Annotated in this window: 13 protein-coding genes and 1 pseudogene; 7 read left to right on the plus strand and 7 right to left on the minus strand. The window is 43.2% G+C overall.

The window, feature by feature from the left end:
* Positions 1 to 45: 45 nt before the first annotated feature.
* The 5 genes from V7K42_RS06920 to sufB all read right to left on the minus strand — a co-directional run bounded on the left by V7K42_RS06920 (position 46) and on the right by sufB (position 5583).
* Complete coding sequence (locus V7K42_RS06920) at positions 46 to 504, minus strand: hypothetical protein (RefSeq protein ID WP_334914750.1); 459 nt, start codon at positions 502 to 504, stop codon at positions 46 to 48.
* A 103-nt stretch (positions 505 to 607) separates the two neighbouring features.
* Positions 608 to 1870: a cysteine desulfurase gene (locus V7K42_RS06925; protein ID WP_334914752.1), complete on the minus strand. Its 1263-nt coding sequence runs from the start codon at positions 1868 to 1870 to the stop codon at positions 608 to 610.
* Positions 1871 to 1884: 14 nt separating this feature from the next.
* Complete coding sequence (gene sufD / locus V7K42_RS06930) at positions 1885 to 3249, minus strand: Fe-S cluster assembly protein SufD (protein WP_334914754.1); 1365 nt, start codon at positions 3247 to 3249, stop codon at positions 1885 to 1887.
* Positions 3249 to 4040 (minus strand): Fe-S cluster assembly ATPase SufC, encoded by a 792-nt coding sequence (gene sufC / locus V7K42_RS06935; RefSeq protein WP_104898859.1) that lies wholly within the window; start codon positions 4038 to 4040, stop codon positions 3249 to 3251. Before sufC ends, sufD begins: the two co-directional genes overlap by 1 nt.
* A gap of 103 nt (positions 4041 to 4143) precedes the next feature.
* Positions 4144 to 5583: a Fe-S cluster assembly protein SufB gene (gene sufB, locus V7K42_RS06940; RefSeq protein ID WP_334914756.1), complete on the minus strand. Its 1440-nt coding sequence runs from the start codon at positions 5581 to 5583 to the stop codon at positions 4144 to 4146.
* A gap of 244 nt (positions 5584 to 5827) precedes the next feature.
* Here sufB and sufR point away from each other — a divergent pair, with 244 nt between their 5' ends.
* Positions 5828 to 6511: an iron-sulfur cluster biosynthesis transcriptional regulator SufR gene (sufR, locus tag V7K42_RS06945; RefSeq protein WP_334914758.1), complete on the plus strand. Its 684-nt coding sequence runs from the start codon at positions 5828 to 5830 to the stop codon at positions 6509 to 6511.
* A 58-nt stretch (positions 6512 to 6569) separates the two neighbouring features.
* Positions 6570 to 6830, plus strand: coding sequence for a hypothetical protein (locus V7K42_RS06950; RefSeq protein ID WP_334914760.1), 261 nt, complete (start codon positions 6570 to 6572; stop codon positions 6828 to 6830).
* 169 nt (positions 6831 to 6999) lie between these two features.
* Here the strand turns inward: V7K42_RS06950 and V7K42_RS06955 are convergent, their stop codons facing one another.
* Positions 7000 to 8037, minus strand: coding sequence for a M28 family peptidase (locus tag V7K42_RS06955; protein WP_334914762.1), 1038 nt, complete (start codon positions 8035 to 8037; stop codon positions 7000 to 7002).
* 469 nt (positions 8038 to 8506) lie between these two features.
* Here V7K42_RS06955 and V7K42_RS06960 point away from each other — a divergent pair, with 469 nt between their 5' ends.
* Positions 8507 to 9754, plus strand: a complete 1248-nt coding sequence (locus tag V7K42_RS06960) for an urease accessory protein UreH domain-containing protein (RefSeq protein WP_334914764.1) — start codon at positions 8507 to 8509, stop codon at positions 9752 to 9754.
* A complete protein-coding gene (locus tag V7K42_RS06965; protein ID WP_334914766.1) occupies positions 9729 to 10424 on the plus strand; it encodes a hypothetical protein in 696 nt (231 codons plus the stop codon). The genes V7K42_RS06960 and V7K42_RS06965 overlap by 26 nt, the downstream gene beginning before the upstream one ends.
* 162 nt (positions 10425 to 10586) lie before the next feature.
* Here V7K42_RS06965 and galE read toward each other — a convergent pair whose 3' ends face one another.
* Complete coding sequence (gene galE / locus V7K42_RS06970; RefSeq protein ID WP_334914768.1) at positions 10587 to 11585, minus strand: UDP-glucose 4-epimerase GalE; 999 nt, start codon at positions 11583 to 11585, stop codon at positions 10587 to 10589.
* A gap of 379 nt (positions 11586 to 11964) precedes the next feature.
* On the opposite strand from galE, the gene V7K42_RS06975 reads away from it, so the two are divergent.
* The 3 genes and pseudogenes from V7K42_RS06975 to V7K42_RS06985 form a co-directional block, all read left to right on the plus strand.
* A complete protein-coding gene (locus V7K42_RS06975; protein ID WP_334914769.1) occupies positions 11965 to 12618 on the plus strand; it encodes a hypothetical protein in 654 nt (217 codons plus the stop codon).
* 329 nt (positions 12619 to 12947) lie between these two features.
* Complete coding sequence (locus tag V7K42_RS06980; RefSeq protein WP_334914771.1) at positions 12948 to 14696, plus strand: ABC transporter ATP-binding protein; 1749 nt, start codon at positions 12948 to 12950, stop codon at positions 14694 to 14696.
* 185 nt (positions 14697 to 14881) lie between these two features.
* Positions 14882 to 15250: pseudogene (locus V7K42_RS06985) on the plus strand (sensor histidine kinase); the annotation flags it as partial.
* Between the last annotated feature and the right edge of the window lie 4 nt (positions 15251 to 15254).

Genomic DNA, 15254 nt, shown 5'->3' on the forward strand with positions numbered 1-15254 from the left:
AGCAACTTACATTTGAGCAGGTAATTTCTGTTTCCTCTTATAACTTTATTTTAGAAGCCCTTTTCTATGCAGCTTCATATTAAATTGGTATAACATCTCTGCTACACACTGACCTAATCCTGCATTGATATTTTCTTTCTTAGCTTCTACAATTGTGACAACTGGTGCGTTCAGAATTAATAATTCTGGTGAACGGCTAATAATAAAATCGCAATTTCCATTTAAACCTTGTGCTGAATCAACAGTAAATTCGATACCAGAAAATAAACTTATTTGATTATTTAAATATTTTCTTACAGCAATTAAAATTGGTGTAATAATCATTTCTGATCGAGATTTATCTGTATTACTAGCAAGAGCTAAAGGTACCTTTTCCCGTAATAGTTCTGCAAGTAATGGTGGACACTCTACTTCTTGTACAGATGGAAATATATCAATTTTATCAGAAATAGTTAAGCCAAAGGTTTTTCTAACTCTGTCTAAAGTAAAGTCACTGTATGACACTTTAGTTGTTCCTATAAAAAATCCAGATAATTAAATTGTGCCAAATATTAGCAATATATATTGCTGATATTTGGCACAATCAGTTTCTGAATATTTTGTAACTTTAAGCAAGGAAACCTGCAAAAAAGTCGAGAGTTTCTTTCAGTGCTTTGATGAAAATATCAATTTCCTCGCGGGTGTTGTAGAAAGATAAACTTGCTCGTGCGGTTGCAGCAAGACCTAAGTAACGGTGTAATGGTTGAGTGCAATGGTGTCCAGAACGGATGGCAACGCCTTCTTGATCTAATAATGTAGATAAGTCATTGGCGTGGACTTCTCCGGCTGTGAATGAGGCAAGAGCGGCTCTACCTTCACCTTTAGCATTTGGTTTGGGGCCGTAAATTCTAATTTGGGGAATTTGTTCTAATTGTTGGAACAAATAAGCTGTTAATTCTGCTTCGTAGGCGTGGATTTTATCCATGCCGATACTGTTAAGATAATCTATTGCAGCACCAAGTGCGATCGCTTCTCCAATTGCAGGTGTACCAGCTTCAAATTTATGCGGTAATTCTGCATAGGTGGAATGGTCTAAATACACCTCTGCAATCATCTCACCACCGCCAAAAAATGGTAGCATTGATTCTAACAATTCTAACTTGCCATACAGAAATCCTATCCCAGTTGGAGCGCACATTTTATGACCAGATGCTACCAACCAGTCACAATCTATCTTCTGTACATCGATAGGATAGTGGGGAACACTCTGGCAAGCGTCAACTAAAAATTTAGCACCATATTTGTGTGCGATCGCACCAATTTCTGCCACTGGGTTAATGCAACCCAAAGTATTAGAAATATGCACCACTGACACCAACTTAGTTTTTTCAGAAACCAGCTTTTGAAACTGTTCCAAATCAAAAGTTTCTTCTGGTGTTAATTCTACAAATTTCAGAACTGCACCTGTTTTTTGTGCCACCAATTGCCAAGGCACAATATTACTGTGGTGTTCCATTACCGAGAGAATAATTTCATCTCCCGGCTGCAAATTATTCATTCCCCAACTGTAGGCTACTAAGTTAATCGCCTCGGTTGCGTTGCGGGTGTAGACAATTTCCTGACGCGATGCAGCATTGATGAATTTGGCAATTTTATCTCTAGTACCTTCATAAGCATCGGTAGCTTTGGCACTCAGAGTATGGGCACCTCGATGCACATTAGCATTATATTGCTCGTAATAATCCCGTAGGGTATTTAATACGAACAAAGGCTTTTGCGATGTCGCAGCATTATCGAGATAAACCAGAGGTTTATCGTTGACTTCCTGATGCAATATCGGGAAGTCAGCGCGAACTTTATCAGCAAGGGTTTTGGTAGAGGTAAAAGTCATTGGTAGATTAGTTATTACTCATTAGTCAGGGACTTGAGATTATTCACTGTGTTTAAAAGGATTTCTCGCAGAGAGGGAATCGGTATTTTGTTGATAACTTCAGCAGCGAAGGCGTTAATTAATAACTTCCGAGCATCGTTTTCATCAATTCCCCGACTTTGCAGATAGAATATTTCATCATCTTCCAATTGGCTAACGGTAGCGCCGTGAGCGCATTTGACATTATCTGCTGTAATTTCTAATTGGGGTTTGGTATCAACTCTGGCTTTAGACGATAGCAGCAAATTGCGATTCAACTGAGATGCATTTGTTAATTGCGCTAGTTTGGGCACAAAAACTTTACCATTGAACACTGCATGAGCGCGATCGCCTACAATACATTTATGCAATTGGTCACTTGTACCATGAGGATAATTTAGTGCGATCGCACTGTGAGTATCAGACAATTGCTTACCAGAAATTATTGTCAACCCATTGAGAGTAGTTTCTGTCTGCTCACCAGTTTGCAGAATCTCTAAATTGTGCCGTGACAACTTTGCACCTAAAGTTATGGCATGACTTGTATATCGACTATTACGAGCTTGTGCGATCGCAGTTTTCCCAATATGAAAAGCCTCTACACCTTCTCGCTCAACCCTAGTGTGACTCACCTCAGCATTGTCACCAACCCAAACTTCCGTAACCGCATTAGTTAAATAAACTCCGTCCTCTGCGCCTCTGCGGTTCGTATACTCTTCAACCAAACTCACCTGCGAACCACTTTCCGCCACCACCAAGCAACGCGGCTGCGAAATCGTCGCAGTCTCCCCCGCAACCGAAATAAACACCAAATGAATTGGTGTCTCAACCACCACATTCTTCCTTGCCCACACCACAGCAGCATCAGTTATCCCAGCCGTATTGAGAGCAGTAAAAACCTCCTGCGCTCCCTCAGCTTGAGCTAAATACTGCCGTACACCCTCCTGTTCAACCGCAGATAAACCAGCCAAATTACTCACCACAATTCCAGATGGTAAATCTGTAACTGCGGATAACTCCGGCGCAAAAATGCCATTAACAAAAACCAAACGACTATTAGCCGCCTCTGGCAAAATCTCGAATTGCAAAGACGCAAAATTTCCCGTCTCTAGATTAAATTGCACCTTTCGTAGAGACGACAAATCAGTAAATCGCCATTCTTCCTCGCGGGTAGTCGGGATAATCGAGTGACGTACCCAATTAGCAGCACTTTGGCGTAATTCTTGCAACCAACCTTCTGTTTTCGTTGCGGTTACTTGATTTAACAACCCAGTCAGATAATCATCTCTATTTAACAGAGTCGATGTCAAGCTGACTACATTTGAATTAGGAATAGGGCTAGGAGATACTTGAATACTCATTACACACCCACCTCAGCAGCTGCAAATTCTGCCAGTACCCAATCATAACCGCGAGACTCTAATTCCAGCGCCAGTTCTTTACCACCACTAGTAATAATCTGCCCTTGTGCCATCACATGGACAAAATCAGGCACAATATAATCAAGTAACCGTTGATAGTGAGTAATCAAAATTGTCGAATTATCTGGACTTGCCAGTTGATTTACCCCATTCGCCACAATTCTAAGCGCGTCAATATCCAAACCCGAATCAGTCTCATCCAAAATTCCTAACTTTGGTTCCAGCAGCGCCATTTGCAGAATTTCATTCCGCTTCTTCTCACCACCAGAAAACCCTTCATTCAAACTTCGACTGAGAAAACTGGGATTCATCTTCACCACATCCAGCTTTTCTTCAATCAAATCGTCAAAATCAAAAGCGTCTATTTCCTCTAAACCTTGCGCCTTGCGACGAGAATTATACGCCACCCGCAAGAAATCCAAATTGCTCACACCCGGAATTTCTAACGGATACTGAAACGCCAAAAACACACCACTTCTGGCCCGTTCCTCCGGTTCCAACTCAAGTAAATTTTGCCCCTGGAAAATCACCTCACCGCCAGTCACCTCATACGCCGGATGCCCAGCCAAAACCTTAGAAAAGGTACTCTTACCAGAACCATTCGGCCCCATAATCGCATGAATTTCACCCGATCGCACCTCAAGATTCACACCCTTAAGAATCGGTGTTCCATCAACATTAGCCGTCAGATTCCGTACCGACAGCACAACTTCACTATTTTCAATAATCATCTTCTCTCTCTTCTCTTACTCTGCGCTCTCTGCGCCTCTGCGGTTCGTTATTCATCAAAAGATAAACACCAATATATCTGTCAGTGTTTATCTCTGATTCCATTTATCCAACACTGCCTTCCAACTTCAAACTCAACAACTTATCAGCTTCCACAGCAAACTCCATCGGTAGCTGATTAAAAACATCCTTACAGAAGCCGCTAATCATCATCGAAATAGCATCTTCAGAAGAAATACCCCGTTGAGCAAAGTAGAATAACTGATCTTCCCCAATCTTAGAAGTAGAAGCTTCATGCTCCACCTTCCCAGTATTATTTTGCACCTGAATATAAGGGAAAGTATTCGCATGGGCATTATCCCCAATCAGCATTGAGTCGCACTGAGAATAATTTCTCGCCCCTTTAGCTGTCGGATTGACTTTTACCAAACCCCGGTAACTATTACTAGAATTACCTGCGGAGATTCCCTTAGAAATAATTGTACTACGGGTATTTTTACCCACATGAATCATCTTACTGCCAGTATCGGCTTGCTGCATGTGATTTGTCAGTGCTACCGAGTAAAACTCACCCACAGAGTTATCACCCACCAACACACAGCTAGGATACTTCCAAGTAATTGCTGAACCTGTTTCTACTTGAGTCCAGGAAATCTTGGAATTTACACCCTGACACAAACCGCGCTTGGTGACAAAGTTGTAAATACCGCCTTTACCGTTAGCATCTCCAGCGTACCAGTTTTGCACGGTAGAATATTTAATTTCAGCATTATCAAGGGCGACGAGTTCCACAACGGCGGCGTGCAACTGGTTGCTGTCATACATCGGTGCGGTACAACCTTCAAGGTAAGAAACATAACTACCTTCTTCAGCGACAATCAAAGTCCGCTCAAATTGTCCCGTGTCACCAGAGTTGATGCGGAAGTAGGTAGACAATTCCATTGGACATTTTACGCCTTTAGGAATATAGACAAAAGAACCATCGCTAAATACGGCGGCGTTCAAAGCGGCAAAATAATTATCAGCGATGGGAACAACGCTACCCAGGTATTTTTTGATTAGTTCTGGGTGTTCTTGCAACGCTTCGGAAAACGAACAGAAAATAACGCCATCTTCCGCTAACTTTTCTTTAAATGTAGTAGCGACAGAAACGCTATCGAAAATCGCATCGACGGCGACATTTGCCAGTCGCTTCTGTTCAGATAGGGAAATGCCTAACTTCTCGAAGGTTTCTAACAGGGTTGGATCGACTTCATCCAAGCTGTTTAGTTTTTCTTTCTTGCGTTTTGGCGCTGAGTAATAAATGATATCCTGATAATTGATTGGCGGATACTTGACATTCGGCCAAGTTGGTTCCGTCATTTTTTGCCACTGGCGATAAGCCCGGAGGCGAAAGTCCAGCATAAACTGTGGCTCGTTCTTCTTAGAGGAGATCAAGCGAACAACGTCCTCGTCTAGTCCACGCGGAATAGTGTCGGCCTCAATATCAGTAATAAAGCCGTACTTGTAGGGTTGGTTGACTAAGGTTTTGACAGTGGCACTCATCAGTAATAATCTCTCGTGTTCTGAACTCTTTTAGGATGGAAGACGGACTTTATCTTTAGTCGATTCCCATATCAGGTTACGCAATGGTTACACGGCTGCTAGAATAGTGGTGGAGACTAAAACAACAGCTTTGTTGTTTAACCTATCTTCATTTTACGCTAGATTAACAACAACAATGTTGTCAAAGTCAAATTTTCAAAGAAATTTTTGGGACGTTCGCTGAACGCCTCGCACCAACCATAAGATGGCGACTACCCACCAGTCCTCAACCAAGCAAGATATCCTTGAGTATCTGCACAGACACGAAAAAGCAACGGCTTTGGAGCTAGCTGAAGTTTTAGACGTTACCCCCCAAGCGATTCGTCGCCACCTCAAGGACTTGGAGACGGAGGAGCTAGTTTTGTATTTGACATCAATGCAGGCGGCGGGTATGGGGCGGCCGCAGCACCTTTATCAACTGAGTCGTCAAGGACGCGATCGCTTGCATCGAACCATGAGCGATCGCTTTGGTGATGGCCACGGTCATTTTGCGGTTTCGCTGCTAGACACCTTAGCCGAAACGGTAGGACACGACCAATTTAAATCGATTTTACAGAAACAGTGGGAGCGCAAAGCACTTGAATACCGCGATCGCGTAGGTAGCGGTTCACTCCGGGAACGGGTAGCCAACTTAGTAGAGTTGAGAAAAGCGGAAGGCTTCATGGCAGAGTATCACCCTGTTGATGTGGGTGATTCCTTTGAGTGCGATCGCTTTATCTTAATGGAGCATAACTGCGCTATTTCCAACGTTGCCGAGTCTTTCCCCAGCATTTGTGGTCACGAATTAGAAATGTTTGCAGCCGTCTTACCTGATTGTACCGTAGAACGCACCCACTGGATTATTGATGGCGAACATCGTTGTGGTTATTTGGTACAAATTCGTCATTAGTCATTTGTAAAAACTACTCCCCACTACCTAATAATCAAGTAAGTTTGAGATAGCGTTTATGGACGTATTACCACAGCAACCATCAGCACAGTTTTTAACCCTGGAAGAGTCAGCAAAAGTAGACGCGGCTTTGTTGTCTTCCCCAGAAAAGTTTTTAACAAGATTGACAATTTCATCACTTAAGCTTTTAAAGCATATCGCTCAAGAGGACGATGTTGCTATTGAAGATTTGACAGCGCAGCAATTAATTTCCTGGTTTGAAAAAGATGCGAAAATTCGCCGTGAGCAGGGAATTGAGGCTTCATACCTGAAATGGTAATTTGTCTAAAAAATTTTACAGTTTTACCGTGATGATCCTGAGTTTAATACTAACAGTTTTAACAATATTGGGTACTTAATAAGGAGTAGAAAGCGAGTTTTTTTAGGTTACAGCATCGCTATATTTGGTTAGTAAATAAAATGCGTTTCTCCGAGCTTGGTGGTTGAGTTTACAAACCCTTTTTTTTATCTAACAAGGCAGTAGTTGTATTGACTACAATCTGTGCTGCTCCTGTAAAAAACGATCGCTCGATAGTCGCTGGAACATCGCTAGGTTGATGATAGTGCGGAGTCCGTAAATTTGCGGTATCTGTTACCAATACAGCACCCACACCCTGATACCAAAATGGTGCATGATCGCTGCGTAGAGTATCTGGTGTCAGTAAACCTTTAAAAGGAATTGGTAGTGTCAGAACTGCTGGCAGATTTGATTCCTGTTTATTCAGAGCGGTTGAGGGGAGCATCTGTGAGCTTTGAAAGGCATTCAGCAAAGACAAATGTTCTGTATCACCAACTACTGCCAAAAAATCGCCCTTGTCGCTAGGTGGTGTAACAGGCAATCCGGCAGGGTATTTCTGACACCCAACAGTGTAACAAGCATAACCAACCATATCCATCACGATCGCTCCGTCTAACTTTTGCAAGCGTGCTGTTTTGCTCACAAAAGCCTGACTACCTAAAAGTCCTGCTTCTTCTTTGTCAAAAAAAGCTAGTTGTAACGTCCGTGGTGTGGGACGAGAACCGAGCAACCGTGCAACTTCCAGTACCACGGCTACACCACTGGCGTTATCATCAGCACCGGGGGATAAGGCAACGGTATCGTAATGCGCTGCTACCAGAATTGCTTTAGCGGCTTTGTCAGTTCCTGGGCGTTCAGCAAAAATATTCACACCCTCAGAGAACTTTTCTAATTTAGGTTTCCAGCCGAATTTTCTGAGTTCAGTTGTGATATAAGTGCGAGTAAGCGATCGCTCTTTTGTTGTATAGCGTTGAAAATTCAACTTTTGGATATGGGTTAACAGCTTGTCAGTAGACACTTGTGGCGCACTGTCAACTTCCTTTAACTCTGGCTGTGGTTGGGGTGTTTCCACTGGAATGCGCTCAACAATTGCCGGTGACGGACGCTGTTCAAAAAATGTGCTACTTTTGCTACCCACCACAGCAAGCGCCACTAGCAGTAATAGCATCAGCCAAATCCATTTTTTCATGTGATTTATCCTTGGCTTCCTGAATTAAGGTAGCGCGAATCCCAATCAGTCCACTTTTATTAAAAGAGAAAATTTTTAGTTAGCAAAGAGACTATATGATGCTCATGTTGAGTCTTTTTGCAAAGAGCATTGCAAAATATCGCAAAAGTACTCAGAGGCTACTTATTGAGACAAAAATTTCTTCACATTCTGTTGGCTTGCAAAGAAAGCCATTCCCATTCCCAAGGATTGCAGAAAAAGAGCGTATTCATCATCAACGTATAGACATGGATTCTTAATACTGAAGTAAACATCAAGTTTGACAGTTTGTCTTTTGACAGAGAACACAACTTCATTTAAATTGCCCCACTAGAGGAGTGCTAGGTACTGAGTACTGAGCAAAGAAGAAGAGAAAACAATTTCTTCTTAATTCTTCAAAATCTTTATTCTGACACTCAGAACTCATGACTCAGAACTCAGGACTTTTTTTATGGTAGATTTGTTGCTGATCGCAATTGTGGGGTTACTGGGGAGTTTTGGGCATTGCTTTGGGATGTGTGGCCCTCTGACAGTGGCGTTTTCCCTATCTCATCAACCAAAAGGGACATCAACCTTAGAAAAGTCCGACACTTGGCAACAGCAATTAAAATTTCATATCCTGCTAAACTTGGGGCGGATGTTGAGCTATGGTCTAGTCGGTGCTGGCATTGGGGCGCTGGGTTCGGTATTGCTGCAAGGTGGACAGCTAGCAGGTATTGGTAGCGATTTCCGGCGCTGGATGGCAATTATAACTGGTGTAATGCTGATTTGGTTTGGCTTAGGACAAGTAAAACCCGATTTGCTGCCGCGCATTCCCGTGTTACACCCCCTCTTGCAGGGTAGTTTACACGATCGCCTCAGCGCAGGAATGGTTAAGCTTTCCTTTAAAACCAAATGGTGGACACCAATGCTTTTGGGGATGACTTGGGGTTTAATGCCCTGTGGTTTCCTATATGCTGCCCAAATAAAAGCTGCTGAAACTGGCAATTTATGGATGGGTGGGGCAACAATGCTGGCTTTTGGTTTGGGAACTCTACCCACGATGCTAGGTGTAGGTGTTTCCACATCGTTGGTAAGTAAAGACAGGCGCAGTCAGTTGTTTCGATTAGGCGGTTGGGTAACGCTCATCATTGGCATCATTACCTTGTTGCGGACTGGTGACACAATGGTAGATTACACCGGACACGCGGCGTTAATCTGCTTAATTTTGGCGCTTATTGCCCGCCCCATTAGTGGCTTTTGGGCTTCACCACTGCGCTACCGTCGGGGTTTGGGAGTGGGTTCTTTTGTCCTTTCTGTGGTTCACACCTTCCACATGATAGAACATTCATTGCAGTGGAAGTTTGCCGCCTTTTTTTTCCTGCCGCCAGAATTTCAGTGGGGTATGGCTGCGGGTGCTGTAGCATTGATATTAATGTCCCCCGCCGCTTTTACGAGTTGGGAATCGTTGCAGAAATCTTTGGGCAAGCGTTGGCGACAGATTCATCTATTGGGTGTGCCAGCCTTGCTCTTGAGCGTCATTCATGCTGTGTTGATTGGTTCCCATTATCTGGGTTCCTCCCAATCAACTTGGGGAAATAAGTTAGCGGTAATACTGATGGGAATTCTTACTCTCGGTGTATTGCTAGTACGTTCGCGCTTTTTTTGGTCAAAGTTAGCCGTAGAAAAGTTTTATGTTCCCCCAACCAAATCGCGGTAAATCATCCTTATTTTCTGGCTCAATCCCAACGAGTCAAAAACAGAGGCATTACCCATTCAAAGGTAAATCCTTGCATCAAGGAAAAATAAAGTATTTATTATTCCTGAGTTGCTTAGTGATATCGATAGCTAATCTCTCCCCGGCATCTGCTCATAAGGTGGAAGTCACTGGAGATGTTGGTGGCACTCTCCACGTTGAACCAAATGATAATCCCCAGGCTGGAGAACCCTCCCAAACCTGGTTTGCACTTAGCCGCAAAGGTGGAAAGGTGATTCCTCTGTCACAGTGTAATTGTCGGTTAGCTGTTTATGCCAAACCTTATGCAGCCGGAGAACCACCACTTTTAGAACCACAGTTAGAACCTGTGGCAGCTGAACGCTATCAAGGTATTCCAGGTGCAGAAATTACCTTTCCCAAGCCAGGGATTTATGAGTTGGAGCTAAATGGTAAACCAGTCTCTGGGGCGAGATTTAAACCCTTTGAGTTCAAATTTGAAGTTACTGTGGCAGGTGGGTCTACACAGAACTCACAAAACCAGCAAGATGTCAATGGTAATTTAGTAGAGGGTGAATCTCAGAAATTACCAATTTGGGCGATCGCACTTCCAATCTTCGGATTTATCGGCATCTTAGTCTTCGTACTGCGAAGCATGAGAGAGGGTGGGGAGTAGGGAAGAAGCAGAGGGTGAGGGGAGCGGAGGGGCAGAGGGGCAGAGGGGCAGAGGGGCAGGGGGGCAGGGGAGCAGGGGGGACAAGGGGGAATTATTGAAGAAGTCTCTCTCTTGTCTCCCGTCCTCCTTGTCTACCTTGTCTCTTTTCCATGCCCCATGCCCTTACTTGTGTCGCTTTTGATGCCACTGCCACGCGTGAGCCACAATATCTTGGATGGATGGATACTCAGGTTTCCAGCCTAAGATTGTTCTGGCTTTCTCGCCGCTGCCAATGAGAATTGGGGGATCTCCAGGACGGCGATCGCGTTCTTCTACTGGTATCGAAATTCCTGTCACCTGTTCGACTGCTGCAATCACTTCTCTGACGGAGAAGCCGCTACCATTACCTAAATTAAAAACTTCGCTATCGCCACCTTTTAATAAATATTCCAATCCCAAAATATGGGCATCTGCTAAGTCATTAACATGAATATAATCGCGAATACAAGTACCATCGGGCGTGGGGTAATCGGTGCCGAAGATTGATATAGATTCTTGTTTGCCTAAAGCTGTCATCAACACCAAGGGAATCAAATGAGTTTCTGGGTTGTGATCTTCGCCCAGTAAGCCATTGGGATTAGCACCAGCAGCATTAAAATAGCGGAAACGCACCGATTGGAAACCATAAGCAACATCAAAATCAGCAAGAATCCGCTCTACCATCAACTTTGTAGCGCCATAAGGATTAATTGGATTTTGAGGATGGTTTTCTGGAATGGGCACAAATTCCGGTATACCGTAAGTGGCACAGGTAGAAGAAAAGACAAATTTCTTTACAGATGCCGTCAGCATCGCTTCTAACAGGGTGAAAGTACCAAGGACGTTATTGCGGTAATATTTAGCAGGGTCAGTCACCGATTCTCCTACGTAGGCGTAGGCAGAAAAGTGCATTACAGCAGTAATATCACGGGTTTTAAATAAACGATCTAGCAAAGCGCGATCGCTTGTATCCCCTACAATCAGTTCTACCTGTAAAACCCTTTCTACTAGGTCACGATGCCCATAGACCAGATTATCAAGTATGACAACGTTATAACCCGCTTCCTTCAAAGCAAGCACCGTATGAGAACCAATATATCCAGCTCCCCCCGTTACCAAAATAGTAGGCTTTCCAGGCGACATAGTTTTCCTTTTAAGTGGATTACTCAATTAATTTAGTTTATCGGTGCCACATTACTCTTCTGGAAAATTATAAATAATAGACGCAGTGTTAAAAATTTGAACTAAAATCACTACGACGGTAGTCTTTGGGTGTGAGGTTTGAGGTATTTTAAGTCAAATAGTACGATTACAATTTGACAATAAAATAAATCCATTTCCCGAAACCTCTAGGTTGACCCTTACGCAGGACGCTTCTAGCGTCGCGGCTAAGAAGTCACTAGTTGTTTTATACAGGGAAACCATGCAGGACAGTTCATCCTGGGGCATGAAAACCCCTAGTAAAGCTGACTGTCTGACCACCACACTGGCTCACCGCACCAGAAAATTTGAGAGTTAATCTATGTTTCTATTGCTAAGCCGGGTACTGTTGTGGCTGCTGATTGGCACTATCGTATATTCTCTGTTCCAGCGATTTTATCCCTCTGGAACTTTTGTAGGGCGATTGATCTTAGTCGTTATCTTGGTAATCATTGCCCTATCATTTGTTAACCCTAATGAACCAGCTGTAGCGTCGTTGTCGAGGTTGCTGTCTTTTCCACTTAAGCCTCTAGGAGCCTCTGTTTTACTGATGATTTTTGCATCTCAGAGAATCAAAGGAGGTGGGATAGAGAAACCAGGAGGATACTTGGTAGGTTGGGCGCTGACGATTTTGCTGTTGGCAAGTACACCAGCAGTTGCTTATTTCCTTTATAGGGCACCTCTAGCAATGACAGGTAAAACCTATGTAGCAACTGCTACACCACCATCGGGGACACTGGTGGCATTAGGGCAACTAACCACCGCACCCAACATCTCAGATGTAACAGGGGATAGCATTCTTTCTTATAATTTGAGAGTGCCTCCCTACCTATTACAAGGAAGTCCTCAAGATATTCGCACACGCGGTTTACGACTTGAAGACTTTGTACCGAATGCGGAAACGTTGCAATTGACAACAAGAACTTGGGAAAGTTATCTCTTTGAAATTTACAGGTTCTTGCGTGTTCAACGGTAATAAAGTAAGAGAGAAGTCAGAAGTCAGAATACAGAATTCAGAATGTGAGTCCGCAAGCGTCTTGCATTCCACCAAATTTTGAATTTGGTGGGGGACTTAAACCCGTTTTTTCATTCACCCTACCCTGTAGGAAAGCTAAGAGCGAACGGGTGACACTCGTCCTAGCTGTTGTACAGAGTTGAATTCTGTAGCTTGCTTCCCTGAAAGGGTATTCTGGCTTCTGACTCCTGAATTCTTTCTTGTTAATTGTAGAAGCCATATTCTCTCTACATAGCTGCCTTCTTGGAGTAGCAGTTAATCTAGGATGATAAAGTTGCAAAATTGCTTTAATGGCAAAATCTCGACGAATTGCTAAACTCGGTGCTTACCTACGACCCTATTGGCGGGATGTGTCTTTAGGCATTCTTGCTTTATTGTCTGTCAATGCTCTGGGCGTTTATATCCCCTTGTGGATTCGTGCTGGTATTGATAAACTCTCGACAACCTTCAACTACCAAATACTACATTACGTAGTAATTATTGTCCTACTCAGTTCGGCAATGTGGCTCATGCGGATGGCATCACGCATTTGGCTATTTGGGGTGGGTCGTCAGGTGGAATTTGACCTGAAACAACGGATTTTTGAACACTTACTCAAGCTGGAGCCGGCTTATTTTGCCAGTAATACTGCTGGTGATTTAATTAGTCGCGCTACCAGTGATGTGGACAATATCAAACGGTTATTGGGTTTTGCAGTTTTGAGTTTGGCAAATACGGTGTTTGCCTACGCCCTGACACTGCCAGTAATGCTGGCGATTAGTGTGGATCTCACACTAGCGTCTCTGGCAGTTTACCCTTTTATGCTCTTGTTGGTGAGTCTGTTTAGCAATCGCTTACGCAAACAACAAGCAGCAGTTCAAGAGCAACTCTCTGAGATCAGCGAACTTATCCAGGAGGATATTAGTGGCATTGCCTTAATTAAAATCTATGCCCAAGAAGCAAATGAGCGTCGAGCCTTCGCTAATAAAAATCAGCAGCTATTGACTGCTAACCTAGAACTGGCAAAACTCCGAAATACACTGTTTGGGTTAATTGGCGGGCTAGCTAATATCAGTTTACTAGTAATCATCTGGCTAGGGGCGGCGCGAATGTCTTCTGGGGCCCTTACGATTGGCGATTTTTTAGCACTGTTAATCTTTGTAGAGCGTCTAGTTTTCCCCACAGCCATTTTAGGATTCACAATTACTACCTACCAACGGGGTGAAGTTAGTATCGACCGCCTGGAATCTATTCTCTCTGTCACACCGAAAATTCAAGATGCAGATGATGCCATACGCCTTCCAGTGGCTGAACTTAAAGGGGAAGTGACAGCTAAAAATCTCACCTACATTTATCCTGGTTCCAATACGCCAGCTTTAGAAAATGTTAACTTTACCATTGCTCCGGGAGAAACCGTGGCCATTGTTGGGGCAATTGGTTCGGGGAAATCCACTTTAGCCAATACTTTACCGCGCTTGTTGGATATTGGATCAGAACAATTGTTTTTAGATGGGCTGGATATTACTAAAATAGCTTTGGCAGATTTACGAGGTGCGATCGCCTACGTTCCTCAAGATAGTTTTCTCTTTAGCACTACAGTCAAGAATAATATCCGCTATGGCGATCCAATTAGCGAACAAGAGCAGATAGAATCTGTTGCTAAACTTGCCCAAATTGAATCCGAAATTCATAATTTTCCCCAGCAATATGAAACTCTTGTTGGAGAACGCGGCATTACTCTTTCTGGCGGTCAACGACAACGTACTGCTTTGGCTAGGGCGATGCTGGTTAATGCTCCAGTGTTAATTTTGGATGATGCTCTCTCTAGTGTGGATAATCAAACAGCCACACAAATTCTCAAAAATCTTTCCGGTGGTACTGAGCGTAAAACAGTAATTTTCATTACCCATCAGTTATCGGCGGCGGCGGCGGCTGACAGAATTTTTGTCATGGAAAAGGGAAAAATTGTTCAGGTTGGAAATCACTTAGAACTTTTACAACAACAAGGTTTATACAGAACTTTGTGGAGTCAGCATCAAGTGGAAGAATTACTACATTAGTAAGTAAGCTAATCGGCATTTAAGTTGCATAATCAGGGCGCTCATTTTGCCCACCCCCACAAGATACTGAGCAAATTTGAATATGCAAATTAGATGTGTTTTAGCTTACAACATTTAACCTTAAGGACAATTTATTATACAGCGTGTATAATTTGTTGTTTATTCGTTGACAATTGCATAGTTATATGCTTAACGTGGGACAAGATTTTTTGACTGACAGCTCATTTATTCCACATGGACATTGTTACCTCTGGAAACCGAGCTTAGTGTGGCTAAACATCATCTCAGATTCTTTGATTACTTTGGTGTATTATTCTATTCCCATTGCCCTTGTTTACTTTGTCCACAAACGAAAGGATTTCCCCTTTAAATGGATACTTTTATTATTTGGAGCTTTTATCGTCTCTTGTGGTACAACCCATCTGATGGATGTATGGACGCTTTGGCATCCAACTTACTGGCTGTCCACTTTCATTAAATTTATTACGGCGATTATTTCACTATATACAGCGATCGCACTTTTACCGATCATTCCCCAGGCTTTAGCTTTGCCAATAG

Origin of the sequence: Nostoc sp. (assembly GCF_036917455.1) — a bacterium.
In the GTDB taxonomy this organism is placed as follows: Bacteria; Cyanobacteriota; Cyanobacteriia; order Cyanobacteriales; family Nostocaceae; genus Nostoc.

Bases quoted from the DNA above. Each gene is read 5' to 3' on its own strand.
- V7K42_RS06925 (WP_334914752.1), bottom strand. From the start codon at position 1,870: ATGACTTTTACCTCTACCAAAACCCTTGCTGATAAAGTTCGCGCTGAC.
- sufD (WP_334914754.1), bottom strand. From the start codon at position 3,249: ATGAGTATTCAAGTATCTCCTAGCCCTATTCCTAATTCAAATGTAGTC.
- sufC (WP_104898859.1), bottom strand. From the start codon at position 4,040: ATGATTATTGAAAATAGTGAAGTTGTGCTGTCGGTACGGAATCTGACG.
- sufB (WP_334914756.1), bottom strand. From the start codon at position 5,583: ATGAGTGCCACTGTCAAAACCTTAGTCAACCAACCCTACAAGTACGGC.
- sufR (WP_334914758.1), top strand. From the start codon at position 5,828: ATGGCGACTACCCACCAGTCCTCAACCAAGCAAGATATCCTTGAGTAT.
- V7K42_RS06950 (WP_334914760.1), top strand. From the start codon at position 6,570: ATGGACGTATTACCACAGCAACCATCAGCACAGTTTTTAACCCTGGAA.
- V7K42_RS06955 (WP_334914762.1), bottom strand. From the start codon at position 8,037: ATGAAAAAATGGATTTGGCTGATGCTATTACTGCTAGTGGCGCTTGCT.
- V7K42_RS06960 (WP_334914764.1), top strand. From the start codon at position 8,507: ATGGTAGATTTGTTGCTGATCGCAATTGTGGGGTTACTGGGGAGTTTT.
- V7K42_RS06965 (WP_334914766.1), top strand. From the start codon at position 9,729: ATGTTCCCCCAACCAAATCGCGGTAAATCATCCTTATTTTCTGGCTCA.
- galE (WP_334914768.1), bottom strand. From the start codon at position 11,585: ATGTCGCCTGGAAAGCCTACTATTTTGGTAACGGGGGGAGCTGGATAT.
- V7K42_RS06975 (WP_334914769.1), top strand. From the start codon at position 11,965: ATGTTTCTATTGCTAAGCCGGGTACTGTTGTGGCTGCTGATTGGCACT.
- V7K42_RS06980 (WP_334914771.1), top strand. From the start codon at position 12,948: ATGGCAAAATCTCGACGAATTGCTAAACTCGGTGCTTACCTACGACCC.